Origin of the sequence: Paenibacillus sp. FSL R5-0923 (genome assembly GCF_038009145.1) — a bacterium.
In the GTDB taxonomy this organism is placed as follows: domain Bacteria; phylum Bacillota; class Bacilli; order Paenibacillales; family Paenibacillaceae; genus Paenibacillus_AQ.
The window spans coordinates 711,203-729,252 of sequence record NZ_JBBPAT010000002.1 but is presented as its reverse complement, the minus strand read 5'-3'; the positions used below and the strand labels follow the sequence as shown (position 1 = coordinate 729,252).

The 18,050-nt window shown below is 43.8% G+C and carries 16 protein-coding genes and 1 pseudogene; 3 read left to right on the top strand and 14 right to left on the bottom strand.

Features of this window, described 5'->3' with window-relative positions:
• Positions 1-66: 66 nt before the first annotated feature.
• From MKX35_RS28470 to MKX35_RS28455, 4 genes are all read right to left on the bottom strand, one after another.
• The gene (locus MKX35_RS28470; protein WP_076298253.1) at positions 67-822 is read right to left on the bottom strand and encodes an iron ABC transporter ATP-binding protein; all 756 of its coding nucleotides are present in this window, start codon (positions 820-822) and stop codon (positions 67-69) included.
• Positions 816-1,760 carry an iron chelate uptake ABC transporter family permease subunit gene (locus MKX35_RS28465; protein ID WP_042125012.1) on the bottom strand — a complete coding sequence of 315 codons (945 nt, stop codon included), beginning with the start codon at positions 1,758-1,760 and terminating at the stop codon, positions 816-818. The genes MKX35_RS28470 and MKX35_RS28465 overlap by 7 nt, the downstream gene beginning before the upstream one ends.
• Before the next feature lie 2 nt (positions 1,761-1,762).
• Entirely contained in the window at positions 1,763-2,710 is a 948-nt protein-coding gene (locus MKX35_RS28460; RefSeq protein WP_076298254.1) for an ABC transporter permease, read from the bottom strand.
• A gap of 232 nt (positions 2,711-2,942) precedes the next feature.
• Positions 2,943-3,185: a YqkE family protein gene (locus MKX35_RS28455; RefSeq protein WP_143759304.1), complete on the bottom strand. Its 243-nt coding sequence runs from the start codon at positions 3,183-3,185 to the stop codon at positions 2,943-2,945.
• 109 nt (positions 3,186-3,294) lie between these two features.
• On the opposite strand from MKX35_RS28455, the gene MKX35_RS28450 reads away from it, so the two are divergent.
• Positions 3,295-3,639, top strand: a complete 345-nt coding sequence (locus tag MKX35_RS28450) for a winged helix-turn-helix transcriptional regulator (protein WP_042185654.1) — start codon at positions 3,295-3,297, stop codon at positions 3,637-3,639.
• Positions 3,640-3,657: 18 nt separating this feature from the next.
• Here the strand turns inward: MKX35_RS28450 and MKX35_RS28445 are convergent, their stop codons facing one another.
• Together MKX35_RS28445 and MKX35_RS28440 are read right to left on the bottom strand one after the other, a co-directional pair.
• Positions 3,658-4,161 carry a GNAT family N-acetyltransferase gene (locus tag MKX35_RS28445; RefSeq protein WP_042185652.1) on the bottom strand — a complete coding sequence of 168 codons (504 nt, stop codon included), beginning with the start codon at positions 4,159-4,161 and terminating at the stop codon, positions 3,658-3,660.
• Positions 4,145-5,029, bottom strand: coding sequence for an SDR family oxidoreductase (locus tag MKX35_RS28440; protein WP_076298255.1), 885 nt, complete (start codon positions 5,027-5,029; stop codon positions 4,145-4,147). The genes MKX35_RS28445 and MKX35_RS28440 overlap by 17 nt, the downstream gene beginning before the upstream one ends.
• 292 nt (positions 5,030-5,321) lie before the next feature.
• On the opposite strand from MKX35_RS28440, the gene MKX35_RS28435 reads away from it, so the two are divergent.
• Positions 5,322-6,416 (top strand): M24 family metallopeptidase, encoded by a 1,095-nt coding sequence (locus tag MKX35_RS28435; RefSeq protein ID WP_076298256.1) that lies wholly within the window; start codon positions 5,322-5,324, stop codon positions 6,414-6,416.
• Positions 6,417-7,277: 861 nt separating this feature from the next.
• Here the strand turns inward: MKX35_RS28435 and MKX35_RS28430 are convergent.
• The 3 genes and pseudogenes from MKX35_RS28430 to MKX35_RS28420 form a co-directional block, all read right to left on the bottom strand.
• Entirely contained in the window at positions 7,278-8,951 is a 1,674-nt protein-coding gene (locus MKX35_RS28430) for a DUF6138 family protein (protein WP_076298257.1), read from the bottom strand.
• 26 nt (positions 8,952-8,977) lie between these two features.
• Positions 8,978-9,298: pseudogene (locus tag MKX35_RS28425) on the bottom strand (DNA alkylation repair protein); the annotation flags it as partial.
• A gap of 14 nt (positions 9,299-9,312) precedes the next feature.
• Complete coding sequence (locus tag MKX35_RS28420) at positions 9,313-12,465, bottom strand: hybrid sensor histidine kinase/response regulator (RefSeq protein ID WP_143759279.1); 3,153 nt, start codon at positions 12,463-12,465, stop codon at positions 9,313-9,315.
• Between the two features lie 412 nt (positions 12,466-12,877).
• Between MKX35_RS28420 and MKX35_RS28415 the strand changes: the two genes are divergently transcribed.
• Complete coding sequence (locus tag MKX35_RS28415; RefSeq protein WP_076298258.1) at positions 12,878-13,657, top strand: alpha/beta fold hydrolase; 780 nt, start codon at positions 12,878-12,880, stop codon at positions 13,655-13,657.
• Positions 13,658-13,816: 159 nt separating this feature from the next.
• Here the strand turns inward: MKX35_RS28415 and MKX35_RS28410 are convergent, their stop codons facing one another.
• Genes MKX35_RS28410 through MKX35_RS28390 form a run of 5 tightly spaced genes read right to left on the bottom strand, consistent with a single transcriptional unit; the run spans position 13,817 to position 18,049 of the window.
• Complete coding sequence (locus tag MKX35_RS28410; protein ID WP_076298407.1) at positions 13,817-14,782, bottom strand: NAD(P)H-dependent flavin oxidoreductase; 966 nt, start codon at positions 14,780-14,782, stop codon at positions 13,817-13,819.
• A 6-nt stretch (positions 14,783-14,788) separates the two neighbouring features.
• Positions 14,789-15,592, bottom strand: a complete 804-nt coding sequence (locus MKX35_RS28405) for an energy-coupling factor transporter transmembrane component T family protein (RefSeq protein WP_076298259.1) — start codon at positions 15,590-15,592, stop codon at positions 14,789-14,791.
• Complete coding sequence (locus tag MKX35_RS28400) at positions 15,585-16,442, bottom strand: ATP-binding cassette domain-containing protein (RefSeq protein WP_076298260.1); 858 nt, start codon at positions 16,440-16,442, stop codon at positions 15,585-15,587. The genes MKX35_RS28405 and MKX35_RS28400 overlap by 8 nt, the downstream gene beginning before the upstream one ends.
• The gene (locus tag MKX35_RS28395) at positions 16,427-17,227 is read right to left on the bottom strand and encodes an energy-coupling factor transporter ATPase (protein WP_076298261.1); all 801 of its coding nucleotides are present in this window, start codon (positions 17,225-17,227) and stop codon (positions 16,427-16,429) included. Before MKX35_RS28395 ends, MKX35_RS28400 begins: the two co-directional genes overlap by 16 nt.
• On the bottom strand, positions 17,228-18,049 hold the full coding sequence (locus tag MKX35_RS28390; protein WP_081382714.1) for an SDR family NAD(P)-dependent oxidoreductase: 822 nt from the start codon (positions 18,047-18,049) through the stop codon (positions 17,228-17,230).
• Between the last annotated feature and the right edge of the window lies 1 nt (position 18,050).

Sequence of the window (18,050 nt, the reverse complement as noted above, 5' to 3'; positions counted from 1 at the left end):
AGAAGCTGGCGCCTATCACTTCTAGCGTTACGTCATAATAATTTCCGAACATAAACGGCGTCTTGTTTAAAAATAGACACCAATTTTACGACCACCTATTGTTTCTATAGGGATATCCATGTCATATACATCCCTAAGCACTGCCGTATCAATAATTTCATCCACCGTACCCGATGAAGCTACCCGCCCATTCTTGAGCGCTACAATGTAATCAGAGTAACAAGAAGCAAAATTAATATCATGAATGACGAGCACAATCGTCTTGCCCTTCTCTTCTACCAATCGGCGTAACACCTTCATAATTTGTACAGAATGCTTCATATCCAGGTTGTTGAGCGGTTCATCGAGCAAAATATACTCAGTGTCCTGAGCCATAACCATTGCAATATACGCTCTCTGACGTTGTCCACCGCTAAGCTGATCAATATATTTATCCTGCATCTCTTGAAGGTCCATGTAAGCAATCGCTTCGTCAACGAACGCTCGATCCTCAGGTGTGAGCTTTCCCTGTGAATAAGGGAACCTTCCGAAAGAAACAAGCTCCTTCACGGTAAGGCGTACGCTGATATGATTGGACTGCTTTAGTACCGATATTTTACGAGCAAGTTCATTACTCTTACAGCTGCCAATTTCCTTTCCTTCGATCAGTACCTCTCCCGCGTCTTTGGAGATAAGTCTACTGATCATGGAAAGCAACGTGCTTTTACCAGCTCCGTTAGGGCCGATAAACGAGGTAATAGTACCCTTTTTAATGGATAAAGACACATCGTCAACGACGGTAATTCCGCCATAACGCTTGGTTACATGCTTAACTTCTACCACGACTTATTCTCCTTTAACAGCAGATAGACAAAGTAGACGCCACCTGCAAAATTAATGATTACACTAACCGTAGTAGTGAATCCAAACACACGTTCAACTAGAAACTGTCCCCCGACAAGCGCTATAATACTTAGCAAAATCGTGCCGGGAATCAGATAGGAATGCTTATACGTACGGAACAACTGATGCCCCACATTGGCTACTAATAAACCCAAGAAAGTGATCGGCCCTACTAAAGCCGTTGATATCGAAACGTAGATGGATACAATAACTAACAGCCTTTTGACTACATAGTCATAATTGATCCCTAAGTTAATGGCTTCATCTTTTCCTAAAGAAATAACATCTAAATACTTCACAAATCGCATGAAATACAGCGTAGTTAGCGCTAGAACAACTGTAGACAATATCAGTAGATCACTGCTGACGTTGTTGAAGCTGGCGAACATTTTTCCTTGTAGAATCAGGAATTCATTCGGATCAATGAGCACTTCCATAAAAGAAGATGCACTCTGGAACATCGTCCCCATAATAAGTCCTACGAGCAGCAGGAAGTATATGTTTTGACCCTCTCTGCGGAACATTAGCTTATACAGCACACCTGAGAACAGAACCATGATGCAAGCTGAGAACAAAAAATTCACATTTTTATTCATAAACGTCATATTTGATGAGCCTAGGGCGTATACACCGAACGTCTGGATCAACATGTACAAAGAGTCTAGCCCCAGAATACTAGGTGTCAAAATCCGATTGTTCGTAATGCTCTGAAAAACTACGGTAGAGACAGCTATCACCGCTCCGGTAATTAAGATGGCCGCCAGCTTTCTCCCCCGACTGGGTAGAACATAATCCCAATTTCCCATAACATGATAGGTCATAAACAAGACGATGAGAGCAACAGCGCTTAAGGATAATATAGTTAGTTTCGTCTTCATCACTAATTCGCCTTTCTTCTCATCAGCAAGTAGATAAATAGACCACTTCCGATGACGCCTACCGTGAGACTGATGGATATTTCGTATGGATATATAATGAGCCTGCCCAGAATATCACAGAACAGGAGGAACACCGCACCTAGAATGGCAGTATGCGCCAGATTTTTTTTCAAGTTATCGCCTATGTATAGCGTTACTATGTTAGGTACAACAAGACCCAGGAATGGAATCGTACCTACGGTTAAAATAACAACTGAAGAGATTAACGCTACAATCACCAATCCTACGTTCACTACCGATTTGTAGTTCATACCGAGATTGACGGAGAAATCCTCCCCCATACCGGCAACGGTGAACTTATTGGCGAAAACATACGCGAGAATGACAAGTGGAATACTGATATAGATTAATTCGTATTGACCCTTAATAATCGTTGAGAAATCGCCAAGCATCCAAGACGAGATATTCTGAACCAAATCATTTTTGTAAGCAAAAAATGTAGTAATCGAGCCTACAATGTTCCCGAACATGAGTCCGACCAGCGGGATAAAAATACTATCCTTGAACTTGATCCGATCTAAGATTCTCATAAATATAAATGTTCCTAGTAGGGCAAAAACAAAAGCAACGAGCAGCTTCTGCATCGGTGTCGCCCCTGTGAACAGCATCAGGGACACGAGAATACCGAATTTCGCGGAATCCATCGTGCCCGCCGTAGTGGGAGAAACGAATTTATTTCGTGATAATTGCTGCATAATTAATCCGGCAATACTCATGCTTACACCAGCTATAATCAGTGCAGCTAAGCGTGGAATCCGGCTGACTAGCAGAGTCTGTATCTGAGATTCCGTAAGCGAAAAAAGATCCAAAGGTGAAATGTCTTTTACGCCTATAAACAAAGATATAAATGAGAATACTATTAGAAGTAGGGACAAATATTTTAGTTTCATGAGTTGTTCCTTATCTGTTTAATAGTTAAATAGTTTGACAAATAGATGATATTATCGGTATTGATAATGATTTTCATTTGCACTATGTTCGATTATACCTAAGCCCACTTTGAGGGTCAACCCTTTCGTATAGTAAAATTTAAAACAATTGAATTTTATAAATAACATTAAAAAAGAGACACCCTAATAGGCATCTCTTTATCACATGATCTATTTCCGCTAGCTATAGCAGTTATTTATACTTGTGCCAATCCTGATTACTGTTCTCCAACAGATGTGCAAAATCATTCTCAAGCCGCTTTTGCTCAGCTTTTCGCTGATCTTCAACCGCTTTACGAGCAGCTTCCTTGCGGTCATTCTCTTCCGCTTTCAACGCATCAGATTGTGCCTTCAGCTTTCCAAGAACATCACTGCTCAATAGGTCTTTTAGCGTAGCTGGTCCATCGGTCGCAGCAGGACGCGGAGTGGTAGGCATTTTCTTTTTTTTAGCCACTGTCAATCATCCCTTCTAGTTATGAATTAAATTGGAATTTGTTTAAATTATTGGTCTTTTCGTTTATAATGTTCACTAAGAGGTGAGCCATATGAAGTCCACTGATTTATGTCCCCAGCTACAAAAAAGTATGGATATTATCGGCAGGCGTTGGACAGGTTTAATTATCTACCAGCTCCTCCAAGGACCGCAACGTTTCAATGTGATTGAAGCAGCCTTGCCCATCAGCGGAAGATTGCTCTCCGAACGACTTAAAGAGCTGGAACTGGAAGGGATTGTCCTTCGAGAAGTATTCCCTGAGACACCTGTGCGAATCCAATATTCCTTAACGGATAAAGGACTTGCCCTGGAGACAGTTATCCGGGATTTGCAGCGTTGGTCAAAAATATGGATTGATTGTGACACAAATAGTGTAAGCTCAACACTCAAAATGTAAGCGTTTCAATTGTGGCAATTAGATTTTAAGTCCAACAATCACTAAATCACGTTCTATACCATCCAATTCAGCTACACCGGGTAGTAATCCCCACTGCTTAAAACCGAATTTTTCTAGCAAACCAAGGCTTGGATCATTATGTCCGAACACAAAACCAACTAGATTCTTAATGCCGAGACTAGGTGCTTTCTCAATGGCCTCTTTCAAAAGAATTCTACCGGCTCCACCACCACGGAACTTTTCACTCACGTATACACTAATTTCTGCTGTTGCATTATACGCTGGACGACCATAGAAGGATTGAAAGCTGAACCATGCCGCAATCTCATCTCCCTGCCTGAGTACCCATAAAGGACGATGGTGGCTGTTATGCTCATTGAACCATTTTTCTCTGTCAGCAACAGTAATAGGTTCCAGATCCGCAGTTACCATCCGTCCAGCAATCGTTGAGTTATAAATCTCCACAATAGCTGCTAAGTCTGTAGGTTTTGCATCTTCAATCCTGCTATTCTCCCAATTCATCCCTTGATTCCTCCAAATGTGTTAATTCACTCAGGCCGACCTGCTCCTGGCTCCATTGCCACAGCCGCTGTGCCTCTTGTTTATTCTGTGCTCTGGGAGTCAGTTCCTGATTCTTTCGTCGATAATAATATTGACCGGTTACCTCTTGCAAATCCGATTCTGTAGCCAAATAGATCGCTGTATCGGCTCCTTGTTCAGGAGTTAAAAAGAAGTATGACAGCAGCTTAAGGATCGACTTGCCAAAGCCTGTCTCCCGGTTAACACCTATATTTGTGCCCACTGCTCCTGGATGCACGCAATTCACCGTTACTCTTGTCCCTTGCAGGCGTGCTGCCAACTCTTTCGTGAATAGTATATTGGCTAACTTGGATCGAGCATAGGCTTTTGCGGGATTGAAACGGCGTGCGAGAGTTGGATCTTCATAGTGAAGTGCACCTATTTTGTAAGCACCGGAAGCAACCACAACGATACGGCCTTGCTCTGCTGCTTTTAAAGGCTCCAGTAACAGATTCGTGAGCAAAAAATGACCCAAATGGTTCACACCAAGATCCATCTCAAAGCCGTCCTTCGTAAGCTGACGCTTAATCGTGACTACCCCAGCGTTATTGATGAGTATATCTAGAATCGGATATTTCCGGGTGAATTCCTCCGCAAAACTGCGAATGCTCTCCAGCGAGGCCAGATCACACAACATCAGCTCGATATCCACGGAGTGGCTCTTTTGCTTGGCGGCAGCCAGTGCTTCCACTCCACGCTGGCGATTACGGCATACCATAATTACTTTGGCTCCCTTGCGAGCCAGTTCAACTGTCGTCGCTAGCCCCATACCAGAATTTGCTCCAGTTACAAGTGCAATTTTACCTCTCATCCCAAGAATCACTCCTCTCTCAACAACCGTACCTCAATAAGCTTCCGCCTAACCTTACGAGAAGTATATTTAAGATTATGTTACACCAACTAGTAGGCTCAAGAAAAGCTTCTTGTCAGGTTTTAAAAGTATAGGTGATCAAATATGCATCCTTCTTTACGGAAAGCTTGCGAATAGGCATGTTATGATTAGCCAACGATAGATGTAGTCCGTCTCGTGCGTCTAGTCTATTTTTGATCTATAATAGGAATATTGCAGTTCTAATCGTGAAGTTGAAAGGGGAACACCAACTATGAATAATGCTCTGACAAGCCTAGAGCAGCAAATGACGGGCGAAGGCCTTGATGCCCTGCTCGTAACAGATCCCAAACATGTCTACTATTTAACCGGATTCGCCAGCGATCCGCATGAACGTTTTCTCGGTCTGCTGTTGATACGCGGAGAAGAGCCAATGCTCATTCTACCCGCACTAGATGCAGAAGCGGCTCAAGCAGCTTCTTCGGTCACCAAAATCATAACTCATAATGATACCGATAATCCCTATAACCTGCTTAAAGATTGTTTCGGCAGCAGTAAGCTAGGTACTCTTGGTATAGAGAAGGAACATTTCTCAGTAGCCCGTTTTGAGCATCTAACCGCAGCCGTTCCAGCAGAACGTTTTAGTGATATAGGTCCATTGCTGCGCAGCATGCGCTCCAAAAAGACCCCAGATGAAGTTAAACGCATGAAACATGCCGCTGAGCTAGTTGAGGAAGCTTTGCGCCGCGTGCTTACCCATGTGAAAACAGGCGTTACAGAAAACGATTTAGTAGCGGAACTGGAATATCTAATGAAAAAGGTTGGCGCTTCCGGCCCTTCCTTCGACACTATGGTGCTTTCTGGTCCAAAAACAGCCCTGCCTCACGGTGTTCCAGGCAACCGGGTCATTCAGCCAGGCGACTTCCTGATGTTTGATATTGGGGTGTATGCTGATGGTTATGCTTCTGATATTACACGTACCTTTGCTATTGAATCCGTGGACGACAAGCTAATCACGATCTATAACACCGTGCTGGCTGCCAACGAAGCTGGGATCGCTGCTTCCAATCCTGGAGCTCCTTTCGGTTCTGTCGACAAAGCTGCGCGTGATGTGATTGAGGAAGCCGGATTCGGAGAATATTTCTTGCACCGTGTCGGACACGGACTGGGTATGGATGTTCATGAATATCCATCACTCCATGGACAGAACGATGACATTATAGAGATCGGCAATGTGTTCACCGTCGAGCCAGGGATTTATGTACCGGGACTAGCGGGTGTACGTATCGAAGATGATCTGATTATTACAGCTGAAGGTGCGGAAACCTTAACAAGCTTCCCTAAGGAACTGACTATTCTTCATTTGTAGAAAAGAAAATATCAAGAGTATCCGAAAAATATTAGAATCAAAGATAGCCCATCCCTAATAAGTTGGAAAAGAATCACTTTCAACTTACTGTGATGGGCTTTCTCTTTTCCCGCACCATACTCGACTTGTTCAGACCCTTTCAAATCTATAATCCCTTTCAACCTTACAAACTCTTGTTTTATAAGTGAGTTTCAACATTTCATCTGCTATTTCCGCATATTGGTTATCTCCATCAGTTCGTTCAGATGTAAAAATCACTGCATATAAGGTGGTTTTGATGTTTTAGCAATCTCACTCATGACTTCGCCTCCGTTTTTTGGTTATTAATAGGCACATTTTTTGATTTCTCCATTAATTTATACTATATTAGCGCTTGAATAGAAACGAGCTGTTCAGTGAAAATAAAGTATCAGACTGGAGCTGTTGATTTAGCGTAGTTTTTGAATTGAAGAATCGCCAGCTTTTGAAAAATAAGTTATAGACTGCTGCTATTGTCATTAAACTAACGTTTCCCTTGTGTTAAAATACGTTCCTAACAACTGCAGTTGTATTTTCCAGAATTCTCTCTCAGTTATAAGTTTTCTAATCCCCAATCGCTGTAGGTGTATTTTTTATTATGATAAAAGTGTTTGAAATCTCTACAAAAATTCAGAAGTTTTCGGCTTCTTGTTTCAAAAGATCTATCACATGTCACTTATGGTAAGGTTCACCGTAACGGGGCTAGCGGTGAAAAAAGTAAAAGGAGCTGCCGCGGCATGCTCCTTCGCTTAACGCTCTTAATACTTCGATCGTCTTCTCAAGGTTTTTTGACGTGGTATGCAAATTTGCAAATGATCTTCACACAGGATAGCCTCCCTATCGTCAAGCTTGTTCCGCTGCCTTTAGCAATCGAAGCAACAGCCCCTTACGCGGTTCCTGCGCCTTTCGAGCCAATACAGCCAGCTTCTCCGCCTTGCCCAAAATCGGATACAGCACTCGTTCGGCCTCGTAATCCGCCAAAGCCTCGACATGCTGCACCAATAGCGATAGCTTGTCTTCACTTTCCAGTTCAGGCTGAATCCTCAGCTTCAGCGAATCATGAGAGCAACGCAGGCAAGCGATCAAGGCGGGCATCGAGCGTTCGGTTATGCCATGGGTCTCGGCGAAAACAGCTGTGAACTTGTCCTGCACCAGCTGATGCTCCTCGTCTACAAGGGCCATGTAGGTCTCTACCAACGGAAAATAGCGCTCGTCCGCGAGTCCCAGCCCGAATACGGCATAACTGCCCGGCATGACGCTTTTCTCACCTTCCGTATCCTCGTACCACACAAACTCTTCCATCGCCTCACGAGCGTATTCCTCCAATAACGGATACAGCTCGGAATAGGCCAGTGCATTTGCGAAAAAACGATGCGTATCCGATTTGGCAAGTCCTTTAATGGGTAATGCCTCTCTCACGCTGGATTTTAGCTTGATTTTGTAGCTTTTTGGGAAACCCTTCCGGAGTAGGGAGAGAATGAACGAAATCGCCCGTTCGTACGCACCAGCCTCTTCTTTACGAATAACGACCGTAATGATGGAAAACACATCGTTAGCCTTGCATTCAGTCAACTCGTCACGCAGATGAACGTCTTCTCGCGCGAAGGTGTCGCTACCTTCCTTCAACATACGTTCGGCTTTGCCGCTGCCCAGCTGCCTCGCAAGCTCCAGAAAAGTCATGCCCTTGGCTTTACTGTAACTTGGCTCGTAACGAAGAATCATCACAGCGCCGTACAACAGCAGATCGATAGGCTGGTTCGGCTCATCCATATGCTTGAGAGCCTTATCCGGCTTGATTCCATTTTCATTGGTTCTGTATTCGGAAAGCGTAACATCATAGTGACGTGGCAGGAATACTTCCTCGGTCCAGTGGGTTAAAGCTCGAATGATATCGCTTCGATGCTCCCTCAGCGCTTGCGCCCGTTCTTTATTCAACGCCTGAATCCGGTCAAATATAGCAATCGTCCGTCCGACGTCCGGTTCGTTGAACAAATACGGGTCCAACAGATGGCGTGTCAAAAAGAAAGTTTCTAACGGCTTTGTCGGGTAAGCGCCCTTCTCCAGTTTTTGCTCGATATAGGACTCAACCCGCTCCAGAAGCTGCCGCTTTTTCTCTTCATATATGATGTCAAACACCGTTAATCTCACGGGCCCGTCTGCCGTTGCGAATCTTCCCTTCAAGGTAAATCGGTAATCGATAAGGGCCGACGTATGCAACTTGTCCAGCTTCTCCCTTACGATGCTCGTCAACCGGGGCTGCACCTCATGCAAGACCTCCTCCTGCGTAAAAGGAGACGCCTTCATCGACTTGTGCCCTGAAGCATTCCTTCTAAAATCCGAACTGCCAACGCTAGTCCTACCCGGTCGATAATCCAGCACAATGTCGTTAAAAATGCCCACTTGCAGCGTGGTACGCTTGATAGCGCCCTCCACGTCCTTTCGTTTCTCTTGTTCCTCAAACCACTCATAAATTGCCGCTTTCATCTCTTCCAGCGCTTCTTCCTGTAGTGCGTTCATGGTCTCCCGCCTTTTCCACATGTTTCTTCGCTGATCGCATCCAAAATATCGTGTTTTTTTCCTTCGGAAAATTCATTATCCTTGCGATTTCCGAGCAGCCAGCAGTAACAATTCCAACCCGCCGACATTTTCAGCTCTACACCACTTGCAATCCATTTATCGGCTAGTTCTTGCGCAATATCCGTTACTGCCAAAGTTACTGCTACCACAAAATCCGATAGCATAGCTGCCTCAATCCACCGTTCAAAATCCGCCTCAGACATTACTTTAGGATCCGGGATCACTCCTGCAAAGTACATAGAGTCGTATTTCCATGTAGCATAGAGCGGCCAAGGTTGCTCCTCATTAAATCACTTATATGTCACCTAGCTTTATCCCCGCTATTCAACCTGTTATGTACATGAAAAGTTACCTTTGTCCCTGTACCTAACGTACTTGTGATATGGAGTCCTGTTCCAAAGTGCCGTTTTAATCGCAGATCAGTATTAATCAATCCGACGCCTGAACGACTATCTACTTTCCTTTCTAATATTCGTTGCAATTGGACCTCGTCTATTCCGTCCCCATCGTCTTCAACGGTTATCTCTGCATGCGTCTCATAGACAGAAATCCGAATAAGAATCGTCCCTCCACGATTGCGCTTCATTATGCCATGTCTTATCGCATTTTCAACGAGAGGCTGGATCGTAAGAAATGGGACTTTTATGTCCCCACAGTCATCTGTCTCCCAAATAACCTGTAACCTTTCTTCAAACCGAACCTTTTCAATATATAGATAAGAACGTACTAGACTTAACTCCTCTTCGATCGGAACAAGCCTATCCATGTTTTGAAATTCAAATTTATTCCTCAGAAAATTGCTGAATTCATCAAGCAAATTACGCATCTTATCCAAATTAATATCACTTAAAGCTGTTACAGCATTCAACGCATTAAATATAAAATGAGGCTGGATTTGCGCTTGCAGCCATGCAGCTTCTAATCGCAGTTGTTCTCGAACGGATTGTTTAATCGTAGCTAACGCCTCAATCCGCGATTTTATTTCTATTGCTTCCACTGGCTTCGTCACATAATCGTTTGCCCCCGCTATAAAACCGCTCTGAATATCTTTCGGTTGGCTTCTTGCGGTAAGGAGCAATACAGGGAGCTCCGTGAGTGTAAACCGCTCACGAATCATTCGTGTCAGCTCATAACCGGACATCTGTGGCATCATGATATCGGAGATGACCAGATCCCATTCCTTAGTGTCCAGTACAGCTAATGCCTCTTTACCGCTCGTTACCATCGTTAAATCATATTCGTCTGGTGGTAGTATGGCTTCAAGTACTTGAAGGTTGACAGGATCATCATCAACAACTAATAGAATCGGACGTTCACGATTCATTTCTATTAAAGTTGTTTGATTCGTAGCTGGCGGAATCTTCACTTTTTCCATATACACTGAGGAGGCTATTTCTTGAATCGGCATGGATTGTAATGGTTCAAATGAGTTGGTCAAATCATTCTCTTCCTCCTCTTCCAAACCTGCTAGCCTTAACGAAAATGTGAATTTTGAGCCCTCTCCTAAAACAGAGGACACTCCTAACGTACCTCCATGAAGCTCAACCAGTTGCTTGCTTATACTTAAACCCAACCCAAAGCCACCATCAATCATAGTCTCACTCGTGCTGGCTTGCTCGTACGGACGGAATAGGCGCTTAAGCATGTTCTCATCCATTCCGATCCCGGTATCAGCAATAACGATATAGGCTCGTCCATCCTTTACAAAAGCTTGAATCGAAATGACCCCATCATTCGTATATTTCAAAGCATTATGAAGTAAATTGAAAACGATTTGAACAACCCGGTTCTCATCCGCATTTACCGGAGGAAAATCTTCAGGAATTTGATTTGCAATTTTTACAGACTTCACATCTGCATTTAATTGCAGCATATCAAGTACTCCGGTCACAATTGGCTGAATAAATATGACTCTTTTGTTTATACGCGGATTGCCTTCCCGTAAACTCATCACATCAATCAAATCGTCTAGTATCAATGTCATTCGACGTCCTACAGATAAACCCGTTTCAAGCTCTTTGATACTCCTTTCCTGCAACAAATGCCGCTCCCGTTTTAAAACGGATTGTGACATATTAAGAATACTATGAAGCGGATTTTTAAATTCATGAGAAGTATTTGCTAGGAATTGATCTTTATGGTCATTCATCCTTTGCAATGTTGTCGCAAGCTCTTTCGTGTTCGCATGCATGATAAAATAATCTTTAAACCATACAGAGGCTAAACAAGCTATCGCAATAATCAAATCGAACGGATAATAGACAAGACTCAAACCGCTATCCAGCAAGATTAACGACCAAAGAGCATAGTTCATCAACGCAAGAAAAGAGAAAAGGAGTAAAAGATTGCTCTTTAAATCTTTAATTACTTTTTTAAACATCGTAATCAGCGTTATAACTGCAGCAGTACCACCTAATACATAATAAATAGGGAAGAGCATGATCACCTGAGTTGGATTTAAAAACAACGTGATGCCGGCAGTCCCTAGATTCATTATTTTATAGACAGGGTACATCCTACGCCAATATGGAAGCTCGCGATGATTCGTACACTGGAGCAAAGCATAGGCTGCAATAACGAAAGCAATATTAGTCAGCCTAAAATCCCAATCAATTCCAATGTAAAATAACTGATGGAACAACTTCTCATCCGTACTAAAGACACTCGTGATCGTTACACATAATGCAAGCAAACTAAAATAAAGCAGCTTCTTTTCCTTATTTCCTATTAAATACAAAATAAGTGCATAGACAGCGTGCATAATAAAAATAATTGCTGCTAAAAACTGCATAAAAATGGAAGCCTTCATCTCTTTGGCAATTGCTTCTTCTGAACCGAATTTTATGGATCGGACAATGCCCCCGCTTCGACTATCCACATAATTTGCCGCCTGAATCACGAGTTCGATTACACCGTTGTCATCTGCTGTAAAGGTTGTAGAATAAGGTAGGTCCTTCGAAATATATTCATCCTTTGTTGTCGCCACCTGTCCGGATTTAGTAAGTAATCGACCGTTTACATATAATTCTGATGCAGTGCGTACACTGGGTACACGAATACTATAATTAAGATGCTTCGCCGGGTCTACATAAAGAAGCAAACGATAAGAGCCATACCCGTATGGAGATGGCTTGTCAGCATGCAAAACTTCACTCCATCCTCCCGGTACCTGAATGTGTCTTGGCGCATTATCGCCTAACATTTGTTGCCGACTACCATCTATCAACCATTGCGAGGGATAGAACTCCCATTCCCCATCAAGTAAGTGAATGCTGCCATCTTCTGCATTCCAATTGCGTAAATCGAATTGCCCATTATGAATTGACGCCTGTTTGGGATATTGAAACGCTTCCATCCATAAAATGCGAAAACCGGTTAAAATAACTAATATGAAAACTAGCAATAATATTATATAGCTCTTTTTCATTTGATATTTGGATGAGTGAGTTTCCACGAAGTATTTCTCCCCTAGTCATTTTCTTCTAAGACATTTAAATAAGTACTCTCCATAATTTACCACAGTTAATATAGGAGAAACAGACGATAAAGACATCTTGATGTCTATTATATAGAAATACCGACTTGGAATTTCGCGAGTTTGTTGTTCACAAGAAAACTATAGCATGTTCTTTTCAACTAAACTGCCAGTTAGTTGAACAAATAAAAAAAACGGCTGCCTAAGCAACCGCTATTCCACTAACGTACCCCGTGAGCTCAATGATCTGAAGAAATTGTTTCACTCAAGCTATTCCTCAGAAATCTCTACGTACTATCTTAACCCAATTTGACGCTGAAATTAGGCATTAACCTTGCCTAGGGCGAATATCTTAACGGGGAAATACATTAAAAAAAATGAGGCGATACACTTGGGATACTTCGTTACTGTGGAACCGGGCGTAAAAGTATTTATAGAGGACATCAATCCGAAGGGAAATAAAACGATACTTTTTATTCATGGCTGGCCGCTAAACCATAACCAGTTCGAATATCAGTTCAATTTCCTTCCTAAGCTCGGATATCGTTGTATCGGAATGGACTGGAGAGGATATGGCAATTCGGATAAACCATTCGATGGTTACGGTTTCGATAGATTAGCAGATGATCTTCGTATGGTCATCGAAGCGTTACAGCTAAAAAACATAACACTGGCAGGACACTCTACCGGAGGAGCGATCTCAATTCGTTATATGGCTCGTTATAAAGGGTACGGGGTATCTAAACTCGTCCTGATCGACGCTGCGTCTCCATCAAGCGTTCCAAAAGAATTTACGAATAAAATCATCGAAGAGACAAACAATGACCGTCCGAAAATGCTGCAAAACCAAACGGAGAGCTTTTTCTTTCAGTACATTTCTGAAGCGAAATCCGAATGGTTCTTTCTAATGGGTTTACAAGCTGCGAATTGGTCGACCTCTGCCATTATGGTCACGCTAAGAGACGAGAATGTTTACAACGATCTTGGACAAATCGATGTGCCCACATTAATTATTCATGGAATTCATGATAAGGTCGTTCCGTTTACCCAAGCTCAGGAAACAAATAAACTGATTAAAAATTCGCAATTAGTTCCATTCCAATACAGCGGCCATTGCCCTTTTTTGGAGGAGCGTGATAGATTCAACCAACTATTATCTTCTTTTGCATAACGCCTCGGATTAGCCGCACCATCGCTCCCAATAATATAGTCCGATAATGCCCGATGATTGAGCAAACCTGCCCGTTAGCTTAATAAAGCAGCGTCAATCTAATACCTAGCTTTCAGTTCATTAATTCATCTTTTGGATACAACTGCTCTGCTGACATCTTCACGCCTGCATTCCCCACATCCCGCGAATCGACTCTGCCTCTTTGACTATCCTGCCGACTAGTTCCGAGACCGTAGGGGTATCATGGATCAACCCTGTCACTTGGCCTGCCCAGCCGATGCCCTCTTCTTTGACATCATCATAAATCCAGCGCTTATTGGCTGCACCGCTAATATATTCTTTTAAGGCTTCATAAGTCGGAGTCACACGCTCAATTTCGAGAATCTTATCTATGTACTCACTACGTAGCACTCGCGCGGGCGCTCCGATAGAGCGTTTGATTACGACTGTATCTGACTCAGAGCTTTCTACTAGGGCTTTTTTATAAGAAGCAGCCGCATGAACACATTCAACCGTAGCAACGAATCGTGTGCCCATTTCAATTCCCTCAGCCCCCAGTGCATGGGCCGCCATCCATCCGCGGCCATCCCCGATCCCGCCTGAAGCAATCACAGGAATATCAACCGCATCAACTACTTGAGGAACGAGCACCATAGTCCCTACATCATCACGTCCCAAGTGGCCTCCTCCCTCCTGCCCAACAACAATAACCGCAGAAGCGCCTAATTGTTCAGCTTTTTGGGCTTGTCTGCGTGAAGAGACGAGCACGAGCGTTTTAATATCAGTCTGCTGTAGCATCTCCAGTATAGGGGCCGGATTCCCACCGGTGAGACTCACCACGGGAACCTTCTCGTCGATGGCGACCTGCACCCGATCTTCATAACCAATACCATGCACACCGATGGCAAAATTAACGCCAAAAGGCTTGTCCGTCAAAGTACGTACCCGTTCTATTTCTGAACGTAAAGCCTCTGCGCTCGGAAGACTCATCGCTGTGACCTGACCCAATCCACCAGCATTCGAAACGGCAGCTGCGAGGTCTGCATAACCTAAATAAGCAAGCCCACCTTGAATAATAGGATACTCTATGTGTAATAACTCCGTAATACGGGTGTTCCATTTCATCTTCATCTACACCTTTCCTATCTTTAACCACAGCAGAATCACAGCAAATAAAAGAGCAATTCCCCCTGCCAGATAATCCATTTTCTGAAATTGCAATACCCTATAAGAAGTTCTTCCTTTACCATTTCCATAAGCACGCGCATCAATCGCATAGCTCAGCTGTTCAGCACGTTGAATCGTCGTGAAGAGCAAAGGAATAATGATCGGGACATAAGCAAATATCCGTTTAGGCAGTGATAATGCTGTAAGGTCATAACCTCTAGCCTTTTGTGCGAGCAGAATACGATCCAGCTCCTCCTTGATGGTAGGAATAAACCGGATCGCAATCACTATCATTAAGGAGAATTGTTCTACGGGTACCCCCATTTTGGATAGAGGTGCAAGTAGCTTTTCAAGACCATATGCTAAGTTTAGCGGTTTAGTCGTTAACGTTAATACTGAGGCTAATAAGATGAGCAATATAATACGCCAAACAAAACGTAATCCTGTTCGCAGTCCCTCTTCAGTTACCTCAATAAAGGACCACGACCAGAGGATCGTTCCTTTGGTGAACACAGCATTATACAGAAGGGTAAACAGCAAAACAAATAATAACGGCCGCAGCCCCCGCCAGAAGAAATGAATAGGAACCTTCGACAGCAGCAAAATTCCGAATACAAAAACAGTTGCAACTGCATAGCTAAGCCATGTTCCAAGCATCAGAAAGCTAAGCATGAGAATCACGATACTAACAAGCTTTATACGAGGATCTAAACGATGGAAAATCGAATGCGTCTCCACATATTGACCCACTATTACGGAATCAGCCATGTTGACGCCCCCTCGAATGCCAAATTGGCTGAACAGCATCGAAGATATCCTGCTCTTTACAGCTAGCAACCTCTATTTTTTGGCCAGATAGTTCCTCTACTAGCTTCAAAAGCTGTACGGGTTCAGGCATGGACAAGCCCAGCTCCACCAATAATTCTTCCTTTTCCATAAATAGTGTTCTGGGGTCAAAATGTCCTTCTAGCTGACCTTTATGGAAAACCAAAACCTCATCCGAGTACTCAGCAACATCCTCCATCTGATGCGAAACGAAGAGAATGGTGCGCTGATTTTGTTGCTGCCAAGTCTTCAGTAGCTTCAGCAAAGATACTTGGCTAGCTGGATCTAGCCCCGCTGTCGGTTCATCCAAAATTAGCAGCTTCGGATTCGTCATCAGCACGGAGGCAATGGCCACACGGCGCTTTTCTCCACCGCTTAATTGGAATGGATTTAAGGGGAGAATGCCCTCTGACAGACCCACTTGCGGTAAAATCCTTTCAATCGCCTCCGTGATTTGCTGGCGTGAAGCACCCTGCAGATTCAGAGCAAAAGAAAGCTCCTTTTGCACAGTAGTTTCGAATAGCTGATGCTCCGGATATTGAAAAACAAAGCCCAGCTCCGGGAGCACCTTTAATTGTCCTTTGGCATCTCTGGGAGCAGGCTGCTGATCAATCCAATATTCTCCTTTTACGGTGGGAATCAAGCCCTTCAGCACTTTGACAAAGGTAGACTTTCCTGCACCCGTGGGACCGATAATCGAAATCCATTTACCCGCAGTTATGGTGCAGTTTATATTGTGCAAAGCCATATGATCAGCATAGTTTACACTTAAATTATCTAATTGGTAGACCATTGTGATCGAATTATCCCCTTCCAATCGGCTGTTGGCGGCACTTCTGAATGGAGCAATGCATGTACACGCACGGCAAAAGGCAGTTGTAATTGATAGTCCGCAACAGGCATCGTTTCAAAAAAAGCCAGTGGAGCACCATCATACTCAAGTCGCCCTTGATGCAGGAGTAATAATCGTTCTGCTGAAAGCACTTCCTCCATATGGTGAGTGATCTGAATAATGGTCAGACCTTGACGATGCAGCTCTTGCATAATGGCAAGCACCTGCTGCCTTCCCTGAGGATCAAGCATAGAGGTGGCTTCGTCAAAAATAATGACTTGCGGGCGCATTGCCAATATAGCCGCAATAGCGACACGTTGCTTCTGACCTCCAGAGAGCTGATGTGGCATAGCGTCCAGGTAATCCTCCATATGAACAGCCTGCAAGGCATGCTCCAATCGACTGCGCATTTCCTCCCTTGGCACACGAACGTTCTCCAAACCAAAAAGCACCTCATCCATAACGGTTGTGGTGATAAATTGATCCTCTGGATTCTGAAAAACAAAGCCAATTTGCTGATGAATATCTGCAAGATCAGCTGGCTTTGTGGTGTCTAGGCCCTTAAACTGTACAGCCCCTTTTCGCGGTAGCAGCAGTCCGTCCATGAGCTTTGCAATGGTGGATTTGCCAGAGCCATTCGCGCCAACAATCGCCACAAACTCTCCTGCTTCTATCGTAAAGCTGATATCCTCTAGGACAGGCTGACCCTTTTTATAATAAAAATGAACTTGATCGAAGGTAAGCATTTATTCACTCCCCTTTTGACGATGCCAAGTAGCGAAAAATGCCCCAATGCTGTTCTCGGAAAATGCAGGTGCAGGCTTCTCCCATTTCGTCACTTTTGATCCATTCACAGCAAAGATTTCACCGGTTAAATCCGCGTCAGACTCACTCAATAATGCAGTCACAAAGGAAGCAATATCCTCCGGGCCACCTATTCGCCAAAAGTCTGGGAACGGTTCATTACGACTGGCATGTTTCGCTTTCAAATGATCAATGACAGGTCTGGTCATATCTGTTAAAGCGGCTGGCGAAATCGCATTGACTCTAATTTGATCACGTTTAAGCTCCGCTGCTAGTGTCCACGTCATTCCAAGTATTCCAGCTTTGGCTGCACTATAATTCACCTGACCCACAGAACCTGTTAGTCCAGCCGTAGAGGTCATCAACAGGATATCGCCACCTGTCTGGCGCATATATGGAAGTACGCGTTGAATGCTATAGTAGGTGCCATTTAGATGTACATCCAACACAGCCTTCCACTCTTCATCCGTCATCCGTAGACATTTCTGATCCTGCAAATTCCCAGCGTTAGCTATCAATACCTCAATACGGCCATACCGTGTAATAACCTCATCCACCATTGCAGTGACCGCAACTGGATCTGCTACATTAGCAGAGTATCCTGATGCCTCACCACCCGCCTGACGAATCTCGTGGACAACCTCATCGATTAAGACTTGTTTTGTACCATTTACAACCACTACATAACCGGACTTGCCGAGCTGCACGGCAATACTACGCCCGATCCCTCTGGTTGCTCCAGTAATTAAGGCTACTTTGTTCATC

Bases quoted from the DNA above. Each gene is read 5' to 3' on its own strand.
- MKX35_RS28390 (WP_081382714.1), bottom strand. From the start codon at position 18,049: ATGAACAAAGTAGCCTTAATTACTGGAGCAACCAGAGGGATCGGGCGT.
- MKX35_RS28460 (WP_076298254.1), bottom strand. From the start codon at position 2,710: ATGAAACTAAAATATTTGTCCCTACTTCTAATAGTATTCTCATTTATA.
- MKX35_RS28405 (WP_076298259.1), bottom strand. From the start codon at position 15,592: ATGGCTGATTCCGTAATAGTGGGTCAATATGTGGAGACGCATTCGATT.
- MKX35_RS28410 (WP_076298407.1), bottom strand. From the start codon at position 14,782: ATGAAATGGAACACCCGTATTACGGAGTTATTACACATAGAGTATCCT.
- MKX35_RS28465 (WP_042125012.1), bottom strand. From the start codon at position 1,760: ATGAAGACGAAACTAACTATATTATCCTTAAGCGCTGTTGCTCTCATC.
- MKX35_RS28445 (WP_042185652.1), bottom strand. From the start codon at position 4,161: ATGAATTGGGAGAATAGCAGGATTGAAGATGCAAAACCTACAGACTTA.
- MKX35_RS28450 (WP_042185654.1), top strand. From the start codon at position 3,295: ATGAAGTCCACTGATTTATGTCCCCAGCTACAAAAAAGTATGGATATT.
- MKX35_RS28395 (WP_076298261.1), bottom strand. From the start codon at position 17,227: ATGCTTACCTTCGATCAAGTTCATTTTTATTATAAAAAGGGTCAGCCT.
- MKX35_RS28435 (WP_076298256.1), top strand. From the start codon at position 5,322: ATGAATAATGCTCTGACAAGCCTAGAGCAGCAAATGACGGGCGAAGGC.
- MKX35_RS28400 (WP_076298260.1), bottom strand. From the start codon at position 16,442: ATGGTCTACCAATTAGATAATTTAAGTGTAAACTATGCTGATCATATG.
- MKX35_RS28440 (WP_076298255.1), bottom strand. From the start codon at position 5,029: ATGAGAGGTAAAATTGCACTTGTAACTGGAGCAAATTCTGGTATGGGG.
- MKX35_RS28430 (WP_076298257.1), bottom strand. From the start codon at position 8,951: ATGAACGCACTACAGGAAGAAGCGCTGGAAGAGATGAAAGCGGCAATT.
- MKX35_RS28455 (WP_143759304.1), bottom strand. From the start codon at position 3,185: ATGCCTACCACTCCGCGTCCTGCTGCGACCGATGGACCAGCTACGCTA.